We start from the raw sequence: 19,405 nt of genomic DNA, 5'->3' as shown, positions 1-19,405 counted from the left end.
GAGGCCGTGGGAGGGAGAGGGCGGTTGCCAGCCGCATCCGACCCAGACCACGAACCTGAAACCGCCGGCATTTGCCGGCACAACAGGAGTGATACATGGCAAAGAAAGTGACCGGATACCTGAAGCTTCAGGTCCCGGCCGGTGCGGCGAATCCTTCGCCCCCGATCGGTCCCGCGCTTGGTCAGCGCGGTCTCAACATCATGGAGTTCTGCAAGGCGTTCAACGCCCAGACCCAGAAGGAAGAGAAGAACACCCCGATTCCCGTCGTGATCACGATCTACGCCGATCGTTCGTTCACGTTCGAGATGAAGACCCCTCCGATGTCCTTCTTCCTCAAGCAGGCTGCCAAGATCCAGTCCGGCTCGAAGGCGCCGGGCCGTGACAAGGCCGGCAAGGTGACCAAGGCGCAGGTGCGCGAGATCGCCGAGAAGAAGATGAAGGATCTCAATTGCGACACCATCGAATCGGCCATGAAGATGGTCGAGGGCTCTGCCCGTTCGATGGGTCTGGAAGTGGCGGGGTAAGCGGCTATGGCAATCGGAAAGCGTTTGAACAAAGCCCGCGAAGGTGTTGACCGCGAAAAGCTTTACCCGCTCGCGGACGCCATCAAGATGGTCAAGGAACGCGCCAAGGCGAAGTTCGACGAGACCATCGAGGTCGCGATCAATCTCGGCGTCGATCCGCGTCACGCCGACCAGATGGTCCGCGGCGTCGTGACCCTGCCGAACGGCACCGGCCGTACGCTCCGCGTCGGCGTGTTCGCCCGTGGCGCCAAGGCTGACGAGGCCAAGGCCGCAGGTGCCGACGTCGTCGGCGCCGAGGACCTGGTCCAGAAGGTGCAGGAAGGCACGATCGATTTCGATCGTTGTATTGCGACCCCCGACATGATGCCGCTGGTCGGCCGTCTCGGTAAGGTGCTCGGCCCGCGCGGCCTGATGCCGAACCCGAAGATCGGCACCGTGACCATGGACGTCACCGGTGCGGTGAAGGGTGCCAAGGGCGGCTCGGTCGAGTTCCGCGTCGAGAAGGCCGGCATCCTGCAGGCCGGCGTCGGCAAGGCCTCGTTCTCCGAGGAGAAGCTGGTCGAGAACATCAAGGCTCTCGCGGACGCTGTTGCGAAGGCGAAGCCGGCCGGCTCCAAGGGCACCTACATCCAGCGCGTTGCGGTGTCCTCGACGATGGGCCCGGGCGTGAAGGTCGAGCCGGGTACGATCCTGGGCTAAGGCTTGCCTCGGCTAAGTCTGGAAATTGCATGAGGCGAGGGGCGGAATTGGGCAACCGATTCCGCCCCTCGTCGTTTGTGGGCGTCATTCACCGGAAACAAGAACAATGGCTGACAAGGTCCTGATCTATTCGCGCTTTCCCAAGACGATGATGGCGCGCTTCGCCGAGCGGTTCGAGTTGCTCGACACCGGTGGCAAGCCCGCGCGCGAAGTGTTTTCGGCGGAAGAACTCGGCGGCATTCGCGCGATGCTGACGGCCGGCGGCTCGCCGCTTGGCGCGGAGGCGATGGACCTGTTCCCAAAACTCGGCGCGATCGTCTGCTACGGCACCGGCTATGACGGCGTCGACCTGAAGGCCGCGGCCGCGCGGAACATTGCGGTCGGCCACAGCCCCGGCGCCAATGCCGCCTCGGTCGCCGACATCGCGATGACGCTGATGCTGGCGACGACGCGGCGGATCCTGGTCGCGGACCAATATGTCCGCAGCGGCGATTGGGCCGCGTCCAAACAGTCGCCGATGATGCGCCCGCAGGCCGGCATGCCCGGTCGCCGCATCGGCGTCTATGGCATGGGCGAGATCGGCCGCAAGATCGCCGCCCGCTGCACCGCCTTCGAGAGCGAGGTCGGCTATTTCAGCCGCAGCAAATACGATCTGCCCTATCAGTATTTCCCGTCGCTGGAAGCGCTGGCCGACTGGTGCAGCGTGCTGATGATCGCGGTCCGGGCGGGGGCCGAGACCCAGCATGTCGTCAACGCTGGCATCCTTAAGCGGCTCGGCGAGGATGGCTATGTCGTCAACATCTCCCGCGGCTCGGTCATCGACCAGAGGGCCCTGGTTGCGGCCTTGACCGACAAGACCATCGCCGGCGCCGGCCTCGATGTCTTCGAGAAGGAACCGCACGCCCCCGATGGGCTGACCGCGCTGCCGAATGTGGTGTTCGCCCCCCATATCGGCGGCCACACCCTCGAATCACACGTGGCCATGCAAGATTGCGTGCTGGCCAATCTCAGCGCATTTTTCGAGGGCAAACCGCTTCCTTATGGGGTCAAATCGGCCTGAATCGGCCCTTGTCAGGCCGCCTCAAGCCCTGATGGCAACGGATTGGAACTGGTGTGAATTTTGCTCTTGGCAAGCAGGCAGAGAGCGGTTAAAGAACCGCTTCCGGACGTGCCGGCCTTGGCTGGCGCGTTCGTGCACGCATTCCGAAAACCCGACACGCAGGAGATCATTCCTTTTCAGGACGTCCGCAAGGATTTGCCCGAAAAGGAAGGAAAATCCATCGGCCGGTAGGATGCGGGCAGAGGTCAGGCGGTTCGCCGGCTGGCCTTGTCCTGTCCAAGACTGCAGGCGCCCGCGGGAAATTCCGATTTCCCAACGGCTTAATCGCATGGCCTGCATAGACGGGTGAAGACCGGATTTCACTTCGCTTTCCACTTGAGGGTGGTCGCGGAAGGAGTTTGGTTCGGACCTCGACACGCCGTGGGCTCTTAACGGGCTCCCGGAGGGCAGGCTTTGAATTGTCGTCTCGCCCGGGCGCGTGTCCGAAGGGTTTTGGCCCCGAGGTTCAGGTTTTGGGTGGGACGATGGGTGCAACCCGGCGGTCCCGCTTTTGCGATGACCGCCAACCGGAAAGAGCTTGCTGTGGAACGAGCGGCAAAAAAGGAAGCGGTCGAACAGCTCAATGGGGTCTTCAAGACCACGAGCGTCGCGGTCGTTGCCCAATATTCCGGCCTCACCGTTGCCCAGATGCAGAAGCTGCGCACGCAGATGAAGCAGGCTGGCGCCTCGGTTAAGGTCTCGAAGAACCGTCTCGCCAAAATTGCTCTTGAAGGCACTGACGTCGTTGCCATCGGCCCCATGCTGAAGGGACCGACCGTGATCGCCACTTCGAACGATCCGGTAGCGGCGCCAAAGGTCGCCATCGAATTCGCCAAGGCGAACGAAAAGTTCGTCATCATCGGCGGCTCGATGGGGAAGACCGTCCTGAATGTCGACGGCGTGAAGGCGCTTGCCTCGCTGCCGTCGCTTGACGAACTGCGCGGCAAGATCGTCGGCCTGCTTGTGGCCCCGGCGACCAAGCTCGCTCAGCTCGCCAACGCGCCCGCGGGCAAACTCGCGCGCGTCATCCAGGCTCATGCCTCAAAGGGCGAAGCGGCCTGACGCCCTTCGCAAAACTCAAACCCGAACCAGACTTACACTCAAGGAAACTGAACAATGGCTGACTTGCAGAAGATCGTTGACGACCTCTCGAGCCTCACCGTGCTCGAGGCTGCCGAACTCGCGAAGCTCCTCGAAGAGAAGTGGGGCGTTTCGGCTGCCGCGGCTGTCGCCGTGGCCGGCCCGGCTGGTGGTGGCGCTGCTGCCGCTCCGGTGGAAGAGAAGACCGAGTTCACGGTCGTCCTCGCCTCGGCTGGCGAGAAGAAGATCGAGGTCATCAAGGAAGTCCGCGCCATCACCGGTCTCGGCCTGAAGGAAGCAAAGGACCTCGTCGAGGGCGCGCCGAAGCCTGTCAAGGAAGGCGTGAACAAGGACGAAGCCGAGAAGATCAAGGTCCAGCTCGAGAAGGCTGGCGCCAAGGTCGAGCTGAAGTAACGCAAGTTACTTCAGCGAAATCCCGGGCTCGCGAAGCGAGGCCCGGGATCTCGTCCCAAGATCGTGGATGGCCGGGTGAAGCCCGGCCATGACGATCGGAAAGACCGAGGCCAGATGCAAAAGGCGTGCGACGGATCGTCCCGACGCAGGCTAAACACGAAAAAGTGTGGGGATTTGAGGGTTTAACCCTCGAATCTGAACTATTGTCGCCCCATATCGGGTCGGCAGCACGAAAGCGCGGTGGGCGGGGATGCCAGATTTCCCTGTAAGCCGTTGGGAGAGCAGGCTATTTCGGGCTTTTGCAGTCCGTGAAGACGATCGTTGTGACGGGCGGGCGTGCCTATGCGCCCCGCGCGTCGTTTTGCGTTTTGAAGGTCTGAAGAACAGATTCAGGACATTCCCGCCTGAAACTGAGTCTCCGGCCCCCAAAGCGGGTTCGAAAAATTCAACCCGGGGAGCGGCGGCAGCCGCGTCCCGGACGGTTCGCCCAGAGCGGGCGACGAAAATGAGAGGCCACGATGGCGCAGCAGACATTCACCGGTCGCAAACGCGTTCGCAAGTTTTTCGGACACATCAAGGAAGTCGCCGAGATGCCGAACCTCATCGAGGTTCAGAAGGCGTCTTATGACCAGTTCCTGATGGTCGATGAGCCCGCGGGCGGTCGTCTCGACGAAGGCCTGCAGGCCGTGTTCCGCTCCGTGTTCCCGATCTCGGACTTCTCGGGCACCTCGATGCTGGAATTCGTCCGCTACGAATTCGAGCAGCCCAAGTATGACGTCGACGAGTGCCGCCAGCGCGGCATGACCTTCGCGGCTCCTCTCAAGGTGACGCTGCGCCTCATCGTGTTCGATATCGACGAAGAAACCGGTGCGAAGTCGGTCAAGGACATCAAGGAGCAGGACGTCTACATGGGCGATATCCCGCTCATGACGATGAACGGCACCTTCATCGTGAACGGCACCGAGCGCGTCATCGTCTCGCAGATGCACCGTTCGCCGGGCGTGTTCTTCGACCACGACAAGGGCAAGACCCATTCGTCGGGCAAGCTGCTGTTCGCTGCCCGCGTGATCCCGTATCGCGGCTCCTGGCTCGACATCGAGTTCGACGCCAAGGACATCGTCTATGCGCGTATCGACCGTCGCCGCAAGATTCCGGTGACGTCGCTGATGTTCGCCCTCGGCCTCGACGGCGAGGCGATCCTGTCCACGTTCTACAAGAAGATCCTCTACAAGCGGACCAAGGAAGGCTGGCGCGTTCCGTTCGACGCCAACCGTTTCCGCGGCTACTCGACCGTCAACGACCTGATCGACGCCGACACCGGCAAGGTCGTGCTCGAGGCCGGCAAGAAGCTCACCGTCCGTGCCGCCCGCCAGCTCCAGGAGAAGGGGCTCAAGGCGCTGCGTCTGTCGGATGAGGAGCTCGTCGGCAACTATCTGGCCGAGGACCTCGTCAACCCGAAGACCGGCGAAATCCACGCCGAAGCCGGTGAGGAAATCACCGACAAGTCGATGAAGGCGCTCAACGAGCACGGCTACAAGGAGTTGCCGCTGCTCGACATCGACCACGTCAATGTCGGTCCCTATATCCGCAACACGCTCTCGGCCGACAAGAACATGACGCGTGAAGACGCGCTGTTCGACATCTACCGCGTGATGCGTCCGGGCGAGCCGCCGACGCTGGATTCGGCGCAGGCGATGTTCCAGTCGCTGTTCTTCGACGCCGAGCGTTACGACCTCTCCGCGGTCGGCCGCGTCAAGATGAACATGCGCCTCGACCTCGATGCGCCCGACACCCAGCGCACGCTGCGCAAGGAAGACATCCTTTGCGTCATCAAGACGCTGGTGGACCTGCGCGACGGCAAGGGCGAGATCGACGACATCGACCATCTCGGCAACCGCCGTGTGCGTTCGGTCGGCGAGCTCATGGAGAACCAGTACCGCATCGGCCTCTTGCGCATGGAGCGCGCGATCAAGGAGCGCATGTCCTCGGTCGACATCGACACGGTCATGCCGCAGGACCTGATCAACGCGAAGCCGGCGGCTGCCGCCGTGCGCGAGTTCTTCGGCTCCTCGCAGCTCTCGCAGTTCATGGACCAGACCAACCCGCTCAGCGAAATCACCCACAAGCGCCGTCTCTCGGCGCTTGGACCGGGCGGTCTGACCCGCGAGCGCGCCGGCTTCGAAGTGCGCGACGTGCATCCGACGCATTACGGCCGTATCTGCCCGATCGAAACGCCGGAAGGCCCGAACATCGGTCTGATCAACTCGCTCGCGACCTTCGCGCGCGTGAACAAGTACGGCTTCGTCGAGACCCCGTATCGCAAGGTCAAGGACGGCCGCGTCACCGACGAGGTCGTGTATCTCTCGGCGATGGAAGAAGGCCGCTATTCGGTCGCTCAGGCCAACGTGCCGGTTGACGCCAAGGGCCGCTTCACCGAAGACCTCGTGGTCTGCCGCGCCAGCGGCACCCGCGACGTCGTGCCGATGACGCCCGACAAGGTCGACTACATGGACGTGTCGCCGAAGCAGCTCGTTTCGGTCGCCGCGGCGCTGATCCCGTTCCTCGAGAACGACGACGCCAACCGCGCGCTGATGGGCTCGAACATGCAGCGCCAGGCGGTGCCGCTGGTTCGCGCCGAGGCGCCGTTCGTCGGTACCGGCATGGAAGGCGTGGTTGCGCGTGACTCGGGTGCTGCGATCGCGGCGCGCCGTTCGGGCGTGATCGACCAGATCGACGCGACCCGCGTCGTTATCCGCGCCACCGAAGATCTCGATCCGACCAAGTCGGGCGTCGATATCTATCGTCTGATGAAGTACCAGCGCTCGAACCAGTCGACCTGCATCAACCAGCGTCCGCTGGTGAAGGTGGGCGACATCGTCAAGAAGGGCGACATCATCGCTGACGGTCCGTCGACCGATCTCGGCGAGCTCGCGCTCGGCCGGAACGTGCTCGTCGCGTTCATGCCGTGGAACGGCTACAACTTCGAAGACTCGATCCTGCTCTCCGAGCGGATCGTGAAGGAAGACGTGTTTACCTCAATTCATATCGAAGAATTCGAGGTGATGGCCCGCGACACCAAGCTCGGACCTGAGGAAATCACCCGCGACATTCCGAACGTCTCGGAAGAAGCGCTGAAGAACCTCGACGAAGCCGGTATCGTCTACATCGGTGCGGAAGTGCGCGCCGGCGACATCCTGGTCGGCAAGATCACGCCGAAGGGCGAAAGCCCGATGACGCCGGAAGAAAAGCTCCTCCGCGCCATCTTCGGCGAAAAGGCCTCCGACGTTCGCGACACCTCGCTGCGCGTTCCGCCCGGCGTGCAGGGCACGATCGTGGAAGTCCGCGTGTTCAACCGCCACGGCGTCGACAAGGACGAGCGTGCGCTGGCGATCGAGCGGGAAGAGATCGAGCGTCTGGCCAAGGACCGCGACGACGAGCAGGCGATCCTGGACCGCAACGTCTACAACCGTCTTGCCGAGCTCCTCGAGGGGCGGCAGGGCATTGCCGGCCCCAAGGGCTTCAAGAAAGACACCAAGATCACCCGCGCGGTGCTCGAGGAGTACCCGAAGTCGCAGTGGTGGCTGTTCGCGTCGCCGAACGACAAGCTGATGGCCGAGATCGAGGCCATGCGGAAGCAGTACGACGAGTCGAAGAAGGGGCTCGAGCAGCGCTTCCTCGACAAGGTCGAGAAGCTTCAGCGCGGCGACGAATTGCCGCCCGGCGTGATGAAGATGGTCAAGGTCTTCGTCGCGGTGAAGCGCAAGATCCAGCCCGGCGACAAGATGGCCGGCCGCCACGGCAACAAGGGCGTGGTGTCGAAGATCGTGCCGATCGAGGACATGCCGTTCCTCGAAGACGGCACGCACGCCGACATCGTGCTCAATCCGCTGGGCGTGCCCTCGCGCATGAACGTCGGACAGATCCTCGAGACCCATCTCGGCTGGGCGTGCGCCGGCCTCGGCAAGCGCATCGGCCAGACGGTTGATGCCTATTTGTCGAAGCAGGACATCAGGCCGCTGAAGGAGACCTTGAAGAAGGTCTACGGCGAGGACGAGACCATCAAGACGCTCAACGACAACGAGCTGCTTGAACTCGGCCACAATCTGAGCCGCGGCGTGCCGATTGCGACGCCGGTGTTCGATGGTGCCAAGGAGAGCGACATCGAGGAGATGCTGAAGCTTGCCGGTCTCGACGCTTCGGGTCAGTCGACCGTCTATGACGGCCGCACCGGTGACGCCTTCGATCGCAAGGTGACGGTGGGCTACATCTACATGCTCAAGCTGCACCATCTCGTGGACGACAAGATCCACGCGCGTTCGATCGGTCCGTACTCGCTCGTGACCCAGCAGCCGCTGGGTGGCAAGGCGCAGTTCGGCGGCCAGCGCTTCGGCGAAATGGAAGTGTGGGCGCTCGAAGCTTACGGCGCGGCCTACACGCTCCAGGAGATGCTGACCGTGAAGTCGGACGACGTCGCCGGCCGTACCAAGGTGTACGAGGCGATCGTACGCGGCGACGACACCTTCGAGGCCGGTATTCCGGAATCGTTCAACGTGCTGGTCAAGGAAATGCGCTCGCTCGGCCTCAACGTCGACCTGCACAATTCCAAGGTGGGACCGGCGTCGACGTCGGAAGCGGCCGAGTAACGCGACCTTTCATGCCCGGCCTTCGCGGCCGGGCATTGGCGCCCCTCCCGATGCCTTGAGGGCAGGGCGCCCCGCTTAAGTGATTTTCGAATTTGCGGCCGGAGGCGACCGGTACGCGAGGAGAAGACGATGAACCAAGAAATTATGAATCTCTTTAACCCGACGACTCCGGCTCAGGTCTTCGACCAGATCCGGATCTCGATCGCGTCCCCGGAGAAGATTCTGTCCTGGTCCTACGGCGAGATCAAGAAGCCGGAGACCATCAACTACCGTACCTTCAAGCCCGAGCGCGACGGCCTGTTCTGCGCGCGCATCTTCGGGCCGATCAAGGATTACGAGTGCTTGTGCGGCAAGTACAAGCGCATGAAGTACAAGGGCATCATCTGCGAGAAGTGCTCGGTCGAGGTCACGCTGTCGCGCGTCCGGCGCGAGCGCATGGGCCATATCGAGCTCGCGGCGCCGGTTGCCCACATCTGGTTCCTGAAGTCGCTGCCCTCGCGCATCGGCCTCCTGCTCGACATGACGCTGAAGGATCTCGAGCGGATCCTCTACTTCGAATATTACGTCGTGCTGGAGCCGGGTCTCACCGCGCTCAAGGATCGCCAGCTGCTGTCGGAAGACGAGTATCTGAAGGCGCAGGACGAGTACGGCCAGGATTCCTTCACCGCCATGATCGGCGCTGAGGCGATCCGCGAGCTGCTCAAGGGCATGGACCTCGAGAAGCTCGAGCTCAGCTTGCGTGCCGAGATGCAGGAGACCGACTCCGACATCAAGCACAAGAAGCTCGCCAAGCGCCTGAAGATCGTCGAGGCCTTCCGCCACTCCGGCAATAAGCCGGAATGGATGATCCTGACTGTCGTTCCCGTGATCCCGCCGGACCTGCGTCCGCTGGTGCCGCTGGACGGCGGTCGCTTCGCGACCTCGGACCTCAACGACCTCTACCGCCGCGTCATCAACCGCAACAACCGCTTGAAGCGGCTGATGGAGCTGCGCGCGCCCGACATCATCATCCGCAACGAGAAGCGCATGCTTCAGGAAGCGGTCGATGCGCTGTTCGACAACGGCCGCCGCGGCCGCGTCATCACGGGTGCCAACAAGCGCCCGCTGAAGTCGCTCGCCGACATGCTGAAGGGCAAGCAGGGTCGTTTCCGTCAGAACCTGCTCGGCAAGCGCGTCGACTATTCGGGCCGTTCGGTGATCGTGGTCGGTCCCGAGCTGCGCCTGCATCAGTGCGGCCTGCCGAAGAAGATGGCGCTCGAGCTGTTCAAGCCGTTCATCTACTCGCGGCTTGACGCCAAGGGCCTGTCCACCACCGTGAAGCAGGCGAAGAAGCTGGTCGAGAAGGAGCGGCCCGAGGTCTGGGACATCCTGGACGAGGTGATCCGCGAGCATCCCGTGCTGCTCAACCGCGCGCCGACGCTGCATCGTCTGGGCATCCAGGCGTTCGAGCCGGTGCTGATCGAGGGCAAGGCGATCCAGCTTCACCCGCTGGTCTGCTCGGCGTTCAACGCCGACTTCGACGGCGACCAGATGGCCGTGCACGTTCCGCTGTCGCTCGAAGCGCAGCTGGAAGCGCGCGTCTTGATGATGTCGACCAACAACATCCTGCATCCGGCGAACGGCCAGCCGATCATCGTCCCGTCGCAGGACATCGTGCTCGGTCTCTACTACGTCTCGATCATGCGTGAAGGCCTGCCCGGCGAGGGCAAGCTGTTCGGCGACATGGCCGAGCTCGAGCACGCCCTGCACGCGAAGGTCATCCACCTCCACACCAAGATCAAGTACCGGTGGGAAGGCATGGACGAGACCGGCAAGATCTCCAAGCGCTGGATCGAGACCACCGCCGGCCGCGTCATGCTGGGCAATCTGCTGCCGAAGAACCCGCGCATCTCGTACGAGATCATCAACAAGCTGATGACCAAGCGCGAGATCTCGGGCGTCATCGACCAGGTCTACCGTCACTGCGGTCAGAAGGAGACGGTGATCTTCTGCGATCGCATCATGGCGCTCGGCTTCTACAACGCGTTCAAGGCCGGCATCTCGTTCGGCAAGGACGACATGGTCGTGCCGCACTCCAAGTGGAAGATCGTCGACACCACCCGTACGCTGGCGAAGGATTTCGAGCAGCAGTACAACGACGGCCTGATCACGCACGGCGAGAAGTACAACAAGGTCGTCGATGCCTGGTCGAAGGCGACCGAAGAAATCGCCAAGGCGATGATGAAGGAGATCTCCTCCACCAAGAAGACGGCGAGTGGAGCCGATGCCGACATCAACTCGATCTACATGATGGCTCACTCCGGTGCCCGCGGTTCGCCGGCCCAGATGCGCCAGCTCGCCGGCATGCGCGGCCTGATGGCCAAGCCGTCGGGTGAGATCATCGAGACGCCGATCATCTCGAACTTCAAGGAAGGCCTGTCGGTTCTCGAATACTTCAACTCGACTCACGGCGCCCGTAAGGGCCTCGCGGACACCGCGCTGAAGACCGCGAACTCCGGCTACCTGACCCGTCGTCTGGTCGACGTCGCGCAAGACTGCATCATCACGCAGTCCGACTGCGGCACCAAGCTCGGCATCAAGATGCGCGCCATCGTCGATGCCGGCACCGTGGTCGCTTCGCTCGGTTCGCGCATCCTCGGACGCACGGCCTGCGAAGACATCCGTGACAGCTCCGGCAAGGTGATCATCAAGCGCGATACGCTGATGGAAGAGAGCCATCTGGACGCCATCCAGCAGGGTGGTGTGCAGGAGGTGAAGATCCGTTCGGCGCTGACCTGTGAACTCGTCAACGGCATCTGCGGCAAGTGCTACGGCCGCGATCTTGCCCGCGGCACGCCGGTCAACCACGGCGAAGCCGTCGGCGTTATCGCGGCGCAGTCGATCGGCGAGCCGGGCACCCAGCTGACCATGCGCACCTTCCACATCGGTGGTGCGGCGCAGCTCAACGAGCAGTCTTTCGTCGAAGCCAATTTCGACGGCAAGATCGTGATCAGGAACAAGGCCATCGCCCGCAACAGCGAAGGTCACCTGGTTGCGATGGTGCGCAACATGGTGATCGCGATCGTCGATGCCGACGGCACCGAGCGTGCGACGCACCGTATCCAGTACGGCGCGCGCCTGCACGTCGACGAGGGCGACATGGTCAAGCGTGGCCAGCGCATCGTCGAGTGGGATCCCTACACCCGTCCGCTTCTCACCGAGGTGGAAGGCAGCATCGGCTTCGAGGATCTGGTCGAAGGGCAGTCCATCACGGAAACCCTGGACGAGGCTACCGGTATCGCCAAGCGCGTGGTCATCGACTGGCGCTCGAGCCGCGGCGGCGCGGACCTCCGTCCGGCCATCGTGGTCAAGGGCAAGGACGGCAAGGTGCTCAAGCTCGCTCGTGGCGGTGATGCCCGCTACATGCTGTCGGTCGACGGCATTCTGTCGGTCGACGTCGGAGCCAAGGTCAACCCGGGTGACATCCTCGCCCGTGTCTCGACCGAGAGCGCCAAGACGCGTGACATCACCGGCGGTCTGCCGCGGGTGGCGGAACTGTTCGAGGCACGGCGTCCGAAGGATGCGGCGATCATCGCCGAAATCGCGGGCACCATCCGGTTCGGACGCGACTACAAGAACAAGCGTCGCATCTCGATCGAGCCGATGGACAAGACCGAAGAGGCGCGCGAGTACCTTATCCCGAAGGGCAAGCACATCCACCTTCAGGATGGCGACGTTGTCGAAAAGGGCGACTTCATCGTGGAAGGCAACCCGGCGCCGCACGACATCCTTGCGGTCAAGGGCATCGAGGAGCTCGCGGCCTACCTGGTCAACGAAATCCAGGAGGTCTACCGGCTTCAGGGCGTGCTCATCAACGACAAGCACATCGAGGTGATTGTCCGTCAGATGCTCCAGAAGGTGGAAGTCACCGACCAGGGCGACACGGACATGATCTCCGGCGAGCAGGTCGACAAGATCGAGTTCGACGCGCTCAACGAGAAGGCCAAGGAAGAGGGCAAGAAGATTGCCACGGGGACGCCGGTTCTGCTCGGCATCACCAAGGCGAGCCTGCAGACCCGCTCCTTCTTCTCGGCGGCCTCGTTCCAGGAGACCACCCGCGTCCTCACCGAAGCGGCGGTCAACGGCAAGGTCGATCCGCTCGAGGGTCTCAAGGAGAACGTCATCGTCGGCCGGCTGATCCCGGCGGGCACCGGCGCCTCCATGGCCAAGATCCGCGAAGTCGCTGTGAAGCGCGACAAGATGATCCTGGACGAGCGCGAGAAGCAGCAGTCCGTCGTGTCACCCGCGCCGGAAGCCGAGCTTCCTGCGCTGCCGCCCGCGGAATAATAGATCATCCGTAGGAATACCGAGGACAATGAAAAGGCCGGCGCAAGCCGGCCTTTTTGCTGCTTTCTTTGCTTGCTGCGGTGCAGAACCAACCTTTGTTCATCTTCCCTTCAGTCAGAAAAGCGCTTCTGCTAGGGGAGTTTAGACCGGTGGTCCCGTGACGGGGGCAGGGCCGGAGACCACGGAACTCACATGCTTGATCTCGCAATCGTAGGCGGCGGCCCCGGCGGGCTGATGAGCGCCTGGTACCTGAAGCGTAAGCTCGGCGACCTCTGCCGCGTCACGATCTATGAGGCCTCCGATCGGCTCGGCGGCAAGATCGTCACGCGCAAATTCGATTCAGCGCCGGCGATGTACGAGGCCGGCGTCGCGGAGATCTACGACTACTCGATGACGGGTCCCGATCCGCTGCGCGAGCTGATCCAGCATTTCGGCCTGCAGACTATACCGATGGACGCCGAGCAGGTCCAGTTCGGCGGCGAGCTGCTCGACGACGTCGCCGGCATGCGCCGCAAATACGGCGCCAAGACCGCGGCCGCGATCGAAGCGTTCCGCCAGCGCTGCGCCGACGAGCTGTCGCCGGTCGAATATTACGAAGGCGTCGGCGCGCACGACAACGAGAACCCCTGGGCCTACAAGACCGCCGAGCAGGTGCTCGACGAGGAGGTCGAGGACGAGACCGCAAAGCGATTCTTCAAGGTGATGGCGCGCTCGGACATCGCGACCGAAAGCCACAACACCAACGGCCTGAACGCGCTCAAGAACTATCTGATGGATGTCGACGGCTATATCGGCCTCTACTCGATCCAGAACGGCAACGAGCAACTGATCGAATGCCTGCAGTCGGAGGTCAACGCCGACATCCAGCTCAATCATCGCGTGCTCGCCGTCGGCAAGGCGCCGACCGGCCGCTATCAGCTGAAGATGATGAACGGGAAGGGGCCGGAGACGCGCGACTTCGATCTCGTGCTGGTCTGCCTGCCGCACTCCTGGCTTGCCACGATGGGGTGGGAAGGCGAGCAGCTGCGCAAGTCCATGGTCAAGCATGTCGCTTATTTCGACCGTCCCGCGCATTACCTGCGCGTCTCGATCCTGTTCGACGCTCCATACTGGGGCGACAAGATTTCCGGCGCCTGGTTCATGTCGGAAGCCTTCGGCGGCTGCTGCGTCTACAACGAGGGTGCGCGTCACGACGTTGGCAAGCACGGCGTGCTGAACTGGCTGATTCCCGGCTCCGATGCGCTGGCTTTCGCCAATCTCTCGGACCAGGAGCTGATCGATGCCGCGCTGAAATCGCTGCCGGCCTCGCTCGGCGATGCGCGTGCGCATTTCATGGAAGGCAAGATCCACCGCTGGCTGTCGTCGGTGAACGCGATACCGGGCGGACTGCCGGTGCGCGACGTCATGACCAATCACCGGCCCGAGCCGAAGGAACACCCAGGCATCGTCGTGGTCGGCGACTATTTGTTCGACTCCACGCTGAACGGCCTGCTCGACTCCTCGGATGCCGCGACCGACATCATCCTCACCGAGATGATGCGGCTGCGCCGCGAGCAGGAAGGCAAGCCGGTTTCCAACAAGATCGATCGCGACTATTTCGAGAACTATCGCGGCCTCGGTCCCTACAGCGAGGCATGGCACCACTTCACCGACCCCGATTATCTGACCAAGCTGATTGGCATCGTCTGGGACCAGGTGAAGGGCACCAAGCTGCTGGTCGCGGGCTCCGCCAGCGGCGAGCTGGTCGGCGCGTTGCGCGATCGCGGCATCGATGCCTGGGGCATCGAGAACAACCGCGCGATTCATGCCAAGACGCCGAAGGCGCTGAAGAAGTACAACAAGCTCGGCTCGATCACCGACATGCCGTTCAAGGACGGCAGCTTCGACTACGTGTTCGAGACCAGTCTCTGCCACGTTGCCCCGAAGCAGGTGGTCCGTGCGATTCGCGAGCTGAACCGCGTGGTCAAGACCGGCCTCGTGTTCGGCTCGATCACCTCGGACATGGCGTCGGTCGTGATCGATCGCTATGACCTGTTGCGCGGCGTCAAGAAGCTCGGCACCTGGTGGGAATGGTCCGAGCTGTTCTTCGGCAACGGCTTCGATCTGTCGATGCACCGCAAGGACTGCGCCGACGCGCTCTGGACCGTGACGCTCGCCGCCAACAAGGGCCCGGGCCAGTGGTATGCCGACGCCGACTCCTTGCGCTATTCCTTCTTCGACAAGGTCGAGAACGAAGACGACGACTAGCATCATAGAGCGGATGAATTCGCCAATTGCTTTGCCGAATTCATCCTGATCGCATAGACTCGGTGGCAGTAGCGGTGCTCCGCTATTTCCCTGCTCTCTCTGCGGTCATGCCGGCCGTCAGTATCGGTTGGTTTCATGGCGTCCAGGCCTCTCACTCCCGACAAACAGAAGCTCGCCGCGCAAGAGGCGGAAGAGCTCGAGGACAAGCTCGCCGCCGGCACCGAGCCCGAGCTGGAAGACGACGAGGAAGACGAGGACGACGACGAGCTGGAGCTCGACGACGACGATGAGGAGGACCTCGTCGTCTTTACGGCGCGCGAAGCCGCCGGCGCGCTCGCGACCATCCTCGGTTTCGTCAAGCCCTTCCTGTCCAACTACAAGCGCATCCTCGGTTACGTGGCGTTCGGCGTTCTGGTCGAGACGCTGTTCAACGTCATCATGCCGCTCAGCCTGAAATACCTGATCGACGATGCGCTCGGCGAGGAGGATTTCCAGGCGCTGTACAAGATCCTCGGCGTCCTCGCCAGCGCCGGCATCTTCACCTCGATCGTCGCGGTCTGGTACGAGCGCTGGGACGCGCGGCTGGCGGCCTGCATCATCTCGGACGTCCGCAAGCGCCTGTTCGAGCACGTCCAGGACCTGCCCGCTGCCTATTTCGGCCGCACCAAGCGCGGCGAGATCCTGTCGCGCTTTTCGGTCGACCTCTCGGCCTTTGAAGGCTCGGTCAAGACCTTTGCCAACAGCGCCGCGCTGCCGTTCCTGGAATTGATCGCCGGCATCATCCTGATGCTGTTCCTCAACTGGCAGCTCGCGGTCGTGGCGCTGCTGGTGTTTCCGATCACGCTGATCGGTCCGCGTATCCTGACGCCGAAAGCGGTGCAGGCCAATTACGAGCAGAAGCTCAACGAAAGCGCGCTGCTCGGCATGGTGCAGGAGAACGTGGCGGCGCAGGCCGTGATCAAGGCGTTCAGCCTGCAACGCAAGATGTTCGGTTTCTTCACCTTCCGCAACGACGAGACCCGCAACAGGATTGCGGCTGCCGGGTTCCTGTCGACCATGGTGGAGCGGACGGTCACGATCTCGGTGCTGCTGTTGCACCTCGTGGTGCTCGCGATCGGCGCTTATCTCGCGACCAAGGGCCAGATCACGATCGGAACCTTCGTCACCTTCGAGAGCGCATTCTGGGAGGTCTCCTACAACATCGCTCACGTGATGCACTTCATCCCGGTGTCGATCTCCTCGGCCGCCGCGATCCGCCATATCCAGGAGTTGCTCGACGAGCCCACGCGCGGAGCCGATCGTCCCGGCGCGCCGGATCTGCCGCGCATCGCCCACGACATCACCTTCGACCGCGTGACGTTCCAGTACGAGGGCGGCCAGACGCCGGTGCTGGACAATCTCAGCCTCAAGCTCAACGTCGGCAAGAGCATCGCCATCGTCGGTCCCTCGGGCTCCGGCAAGAGCACGCTGCTCAATCTGATCCTGCGGCTCTACGTTCCAGACGAGGGACGCGTCACCATCGACGGCGTCGACGTGCGCAAGGTTACGCTGGAATCGCTGCGGCGGAGCATGGCGGTGGTGTTCCAGGAGAACATGCTGTTCAACATGTCGATCCGCGAGAACATCCGGCTCGGCAAGGAAGGCGCGAGCGACGAGGAGGTGGAGGAGGCCGCCAAGAAGGCGGAGATCCACCGCTACATCATGAGTCTGCCGCAGCGCTATGACACGCCGGTCGGTGAGCGTGGTGATACGCTGTCGGGCGGCCAGCGCCAGCGCATCGCGATCGCGCGCGCGATCATCCGCAATCCGTCCGTGCTGCTGCTCGATGAAGCGACGTCGGCGCTCGACCAGACCACGGAAGCCGCGATCAATCGCACGTTGCTGAAGGTCGCCAAGGGCCGAACCATGATCTGGTCGACCCACCGCCTGACCTCGGTGGTCGAGATGGACGAGATCATCGTGATTTCAGGGGGCAGGGCGATCGAGCGGGGCTCGCACGCCGAGTTGCTCGCCAAGAACGGCGCCTACCGCAAGCTGTGGAACGACCAGATCCATCAGCCGCACAGCGCGGCCGTTCAGGCGGACGACGACAGCGATGACGACGAAGACGACGAGGATGAGGACGACCTCGACGAGGATGATGAGGACGAGGAGTGACCGAGGAAGTTCGGCTCCAGATGGAACACGCCTCCCAGCCGCCGCAATAATCCCTGGGTCGACCACGCCATGAAACGCGCCCAGCGCTGTGCGGTCCAGTAGGGGCTCGTCGCAATCGACACCGAGCGGAAGCCGAAGGCTTTCGCCGACGACCATTCATCGCAGGCCCGCTTGACGGGATCGGCGTAGAAGGCCGCGATCTTGTCCGCATCCATCCCGTCGGACGCCAGCCATTGCGGGATGTGGACGTTGCAGAGCCGCTCCACGTCGGTGAATACCTTGTCGCAGCCGGTGCCGGCGACCGGGCAGGAGGTGGCGAAGGCATCGCCCGCCAGCACCAGGCCCGGTTGATGGCTTGCATCATTCACATAGAGATCGACCGGGCGGATCTTCACCTCGCCGACGATGTCAAAAGCGCCGGCAATACGCTTGAACCGCGGCAGAGCGGTGTTCAACGTCTCGGCCGGGGCGCGGCGGAATTCGCGCAGCCAGGGATCGTCGAAGCCGCGATAAACGAACAGATTGGCCCGCATCCGCGTGCCGACCGGAAACAACGAGATATAGGGGATGCGGTCGCTCGGCCGCTCGGAGAAATAGGTCAGCGCCGGGAAGTCGAACGCATTCCGGCCGGCCGGCGCTATATCGAACCCGATCGAGATCGAATGGCAGGCGCTGACGATGTTCCTGATGATACCGAGCTGGTGGCGCAGGCCGACATTCAGGCCGTTGGCAAGGACGACCAGACGGGCCGAAATCGTCTCGTCATTGGCGAGCGTGATTCTCTGCCGCTCCGGACTGGTTTCGATCGATATCGCTTTGGTCCAGACGCGCTCGACAGCGTCGGGGATCTCGTCGCGGATCGCGTTAACAAGGGAATCATAGAGGATGTTGAACTGCCGGCTCGGCGCCTTGTCGAGGAGGCGGCCGAATCGTGCGATCCAGTTCTCGCCGGAGAAGGTCGCGCGGCGGAGCACTGAGTCGGCGATTCCCGTCCGCCGGAATCGCTCGACCTGGTCGTAACCGCTGAGTTTTTCGACCCGAAAATCGGCCGGATAGGTCTCGTGCGGGTCGATCATAACAGCTGAAATGCCGGCGCGCCCGAGCATCGCGGCGGCGGTCGAGCCGGCAAGTCCCCCGCCAATGATGGCAACATCGGTGTACCGCATGGCGCTTGTCTCTGCCGAAGGCGGCAGATTGACGCGACAAGAGGAAAAAAAGCCTTAGCGCGGGATATAAAAGTATATTTCTTCCGGGTATAAATTGGTCTGGGGGCTCGCGGAACCGGGGCTTCGCTCCCATATCCGGGAGGCGCGGCGAGGGAGCCAAGCAAGCAATTTCCCGAGGCGCGAGAAGCGCGTCCTGACTGTGGTTTCGCCTTGACTTGAGCGATTCCCACTTATAGAAAGCGCCTCACTTAACGACAGGCGGTGAGCATTGCCAACGTCGGAACGGGCCACCCGTTGATCCCCAGGGATCGCTCAAACGGGCACCAACCTCGACGAATGCCGCTCAGACGCTGTCGATAATAGCTAGGCAATGCCAGTGCGATTTTAGGCCTCTCGAGCAAGTTCTCCTGAGACCGAATTCGGATGCATGACCCCAGTGCGCGGGCCGCGGCTTCACGCTGATCGGCCTCAATACTGCGGTCCTCTGTGGCGTCGAAGCGCTTTCCACTCAGCGATGAGCGGTTGGCGCGATTTCGCTTTGTGCGGATTGTTCCGTGCGGGGTGGCCCCGTCGAGCGGGTAGCGCGACAAGAATTTGTGGCCCCGGTAACGGGCTGCGGCAAGACAGCAGGTCCGCAAGGGGCTGCGATAACAAAGGGTAAGGCCAGGATGCCGACGATCAACCAGCTGATCGCTCAACCGCGTGAAGTGCAGAAGTCGCGCAAGAAGGTGCCGGCGCTGCAGCAGTCGCCGCAGAAGCGCGGCGTTTGCACGCGCGTCTACACCACGACTCCGAAGAAGCCGAACTCGGCGCTTCGTAAGGTCGCCAAGGTGCGTCTGACCAACGGTTTCGAGGTGATCGGCTACATCCCGGGTGAGGGCCATAACCTTCAGGAGCACTCGGTGGTGATGATCCGCGGCGGTCGCGTCAAGGACTTGCCCGGCGTGCGCTACCACATCCTCCGCGGCGTTCTGGATACCCAGGGCGTCAAGAACCGTAAGCAGCGTCGTTCGAAGTACGGCGCGAAGCGTCCGAAGTAAGCGGGAACCA

General features: G+C 62.8%; 11 protein-coding genes. 10 read left to right on the top strand and 1 reads right to left on the bottom strand.

Features of this window, described 5'->3' with window-relative positions; translation table 11 throughout:
• Positions 1-95 precede the first annotated feature (95 nt).
• The 9 genes from rplK (at position 96) to M2427_RS10700 (ending at position 17,189) form a co-directional block, all read left to right on the top strand.
• On the top strand, positions 96-524 hold the full coding sequence (gene rplK / locus M2427_RS10740) for a 50S ribosomal protein L11 (RefSeq protein WP_008136439.1): 429 nt from the start codon (positions 96-98) through the stop codon (positions 522-524).
• A 6-nt stretch (positions 525-530) separates the two neighbouring features.
• Positions 531-1,223: a 50S ribosomal protein L1 gene (gene rplA, locus M2427_RS10735; protein WP_280706240.1), complete on the top strand. Its 693-nt coding sequence runs from the start codon at positions 531-533 to the stop codon at positions 1,221-1,223.
• Positions 1,224-1,329: 106 nt separating this feature from the next.
• Entirely contained in the window at positions 1,330-2,283 is a 954-nt protein-coding gene (locus tag M2427_RS10730) for a 2-hydroxyacid dehydrogenase (protein ID WP_280706239.1), read from the top strand.
• A gap of 582 nt (positions 2,284-2,865) precedes the next feature.
• Positions 2,866-3,384 (top strand): 50S ribosomal protein L10, encoded by a 519-nt coding sequence (gene rplJ, locus M2427_RS10725; protein ID WP_200499671.1) that lies wholly within the window; start codon positions 2,866-2,868, stop codon positions 3,382-3,384.
• A 54-nt stretch (positions 3,385-3,438) separates the two neighbouring features.
• Positions 3,439-3,816, top strand: coding sequence for a 50S ribosomal protein L7/L12 (rplL, locus tag M2427_RS10720; protein ID WP_280706238.1), 378 nt, complete (start codon positions 3,439-3,441; stop codon positions 3,814-3,816).
• A 518-nt stretch (positions 3,817-4,334) separates the two neighbouring features.
• A complete protein-coding gene (gene rpoB / locus M2427_RS10715; protein WP_280706237.1) occupies positions 4,335-8,459 on the top strand; it encodes a DNA-directed RNA polymerase subunit beta in 4,125 nt (1,374 codons plus the stop codon).
• Positions 8,460-8,588: 129 nt separating this feature from the next.
• Positions 8,589-12,785: a DNA-directed RNA polymerase subunit beta' gene (gene rpoC / locus M2427_RS10710; protein WP_280706236.1), complete on the top strand. Its 4,197-nt coding sequence runs from the start codon at positions 8,589-8,591 to the stop codon at positions 12,783-12,785.
• A 192-nt stretch (positions 12,786-12,977) separates the two neighbouring features.
• Positions 12,978-15,032, top strand: a complete 2,055-nt coding sequence (locus M2427_RS10705; RefSeq protein WP_280706235.1) for an FAD-dependent oxidoreductase — start codon at positions 12,978-12,980, stop codon at positions 15,030-15,032.
• Between the two features lie 135 nt (positions 15,033-15,167).
• Positions 15,168-17,189 carry an ABC transporter ATP-binding protein gene (locus M2427_RS10700; protein WP_280706233.1) on the top strand — a complete coding sequence of 674 codons (2,022 nt, stop codon included), beginning with the start codon at positions 15,168-15,170 and terminating at the stop codon, positions 17,187-17,189.
• On the opposite strand, the gene M2427_RS10695 is transcribed toward M2427_RS10700, so the two are convergent.
• Positions 17,108-18,355: an NAD(P)/FAD-dependent oxidoreductase gene (locus M2427_RS10695; protein ID WP_280706232.1), complete on the bottom strand. Its 1,248-nt coding sequence runs from the start codon at positions 18,353-18,355 to the stop codon at positions 17,108-17,110. The genes M2427_RS10700 and M2427_RS10695 overlap by 82 nt on opposite strands.
• Before the next feature lie 668 nt (positions 18,356-19,023).
• Between M2427_RS10695 and rpsL the strand changes: the two genes are divergently transcribed.
• Positions 19,024-19,395, top strand: a complete 372-nt coding sequence (gene rpsL, locus M2427_RS10690; protein WP_007603006.1) for a 30S ribosomal protein S12 — start codon at positions 19,024-19,026, stop codon at positions 19,393-19,395.
• Positions 19,396-19,405 lie beyond the last annotated feature (10 nt).

Origin of the sequence: Bradyrhizobium sp. BR13661, from assembly GCF_029892425.1 — a bacterium.
GTDB lineage: Bacteria > Pseudomonadota > Alphaproteobacteria > Rhizobiales > Xanthobacteraceae > Bradyrhizobium.
The sequence above is the reverse complement of the archived record's forward strand: the minus strand, read 5'-3'. Positions and strand labels throughout refer to the sequence as shown.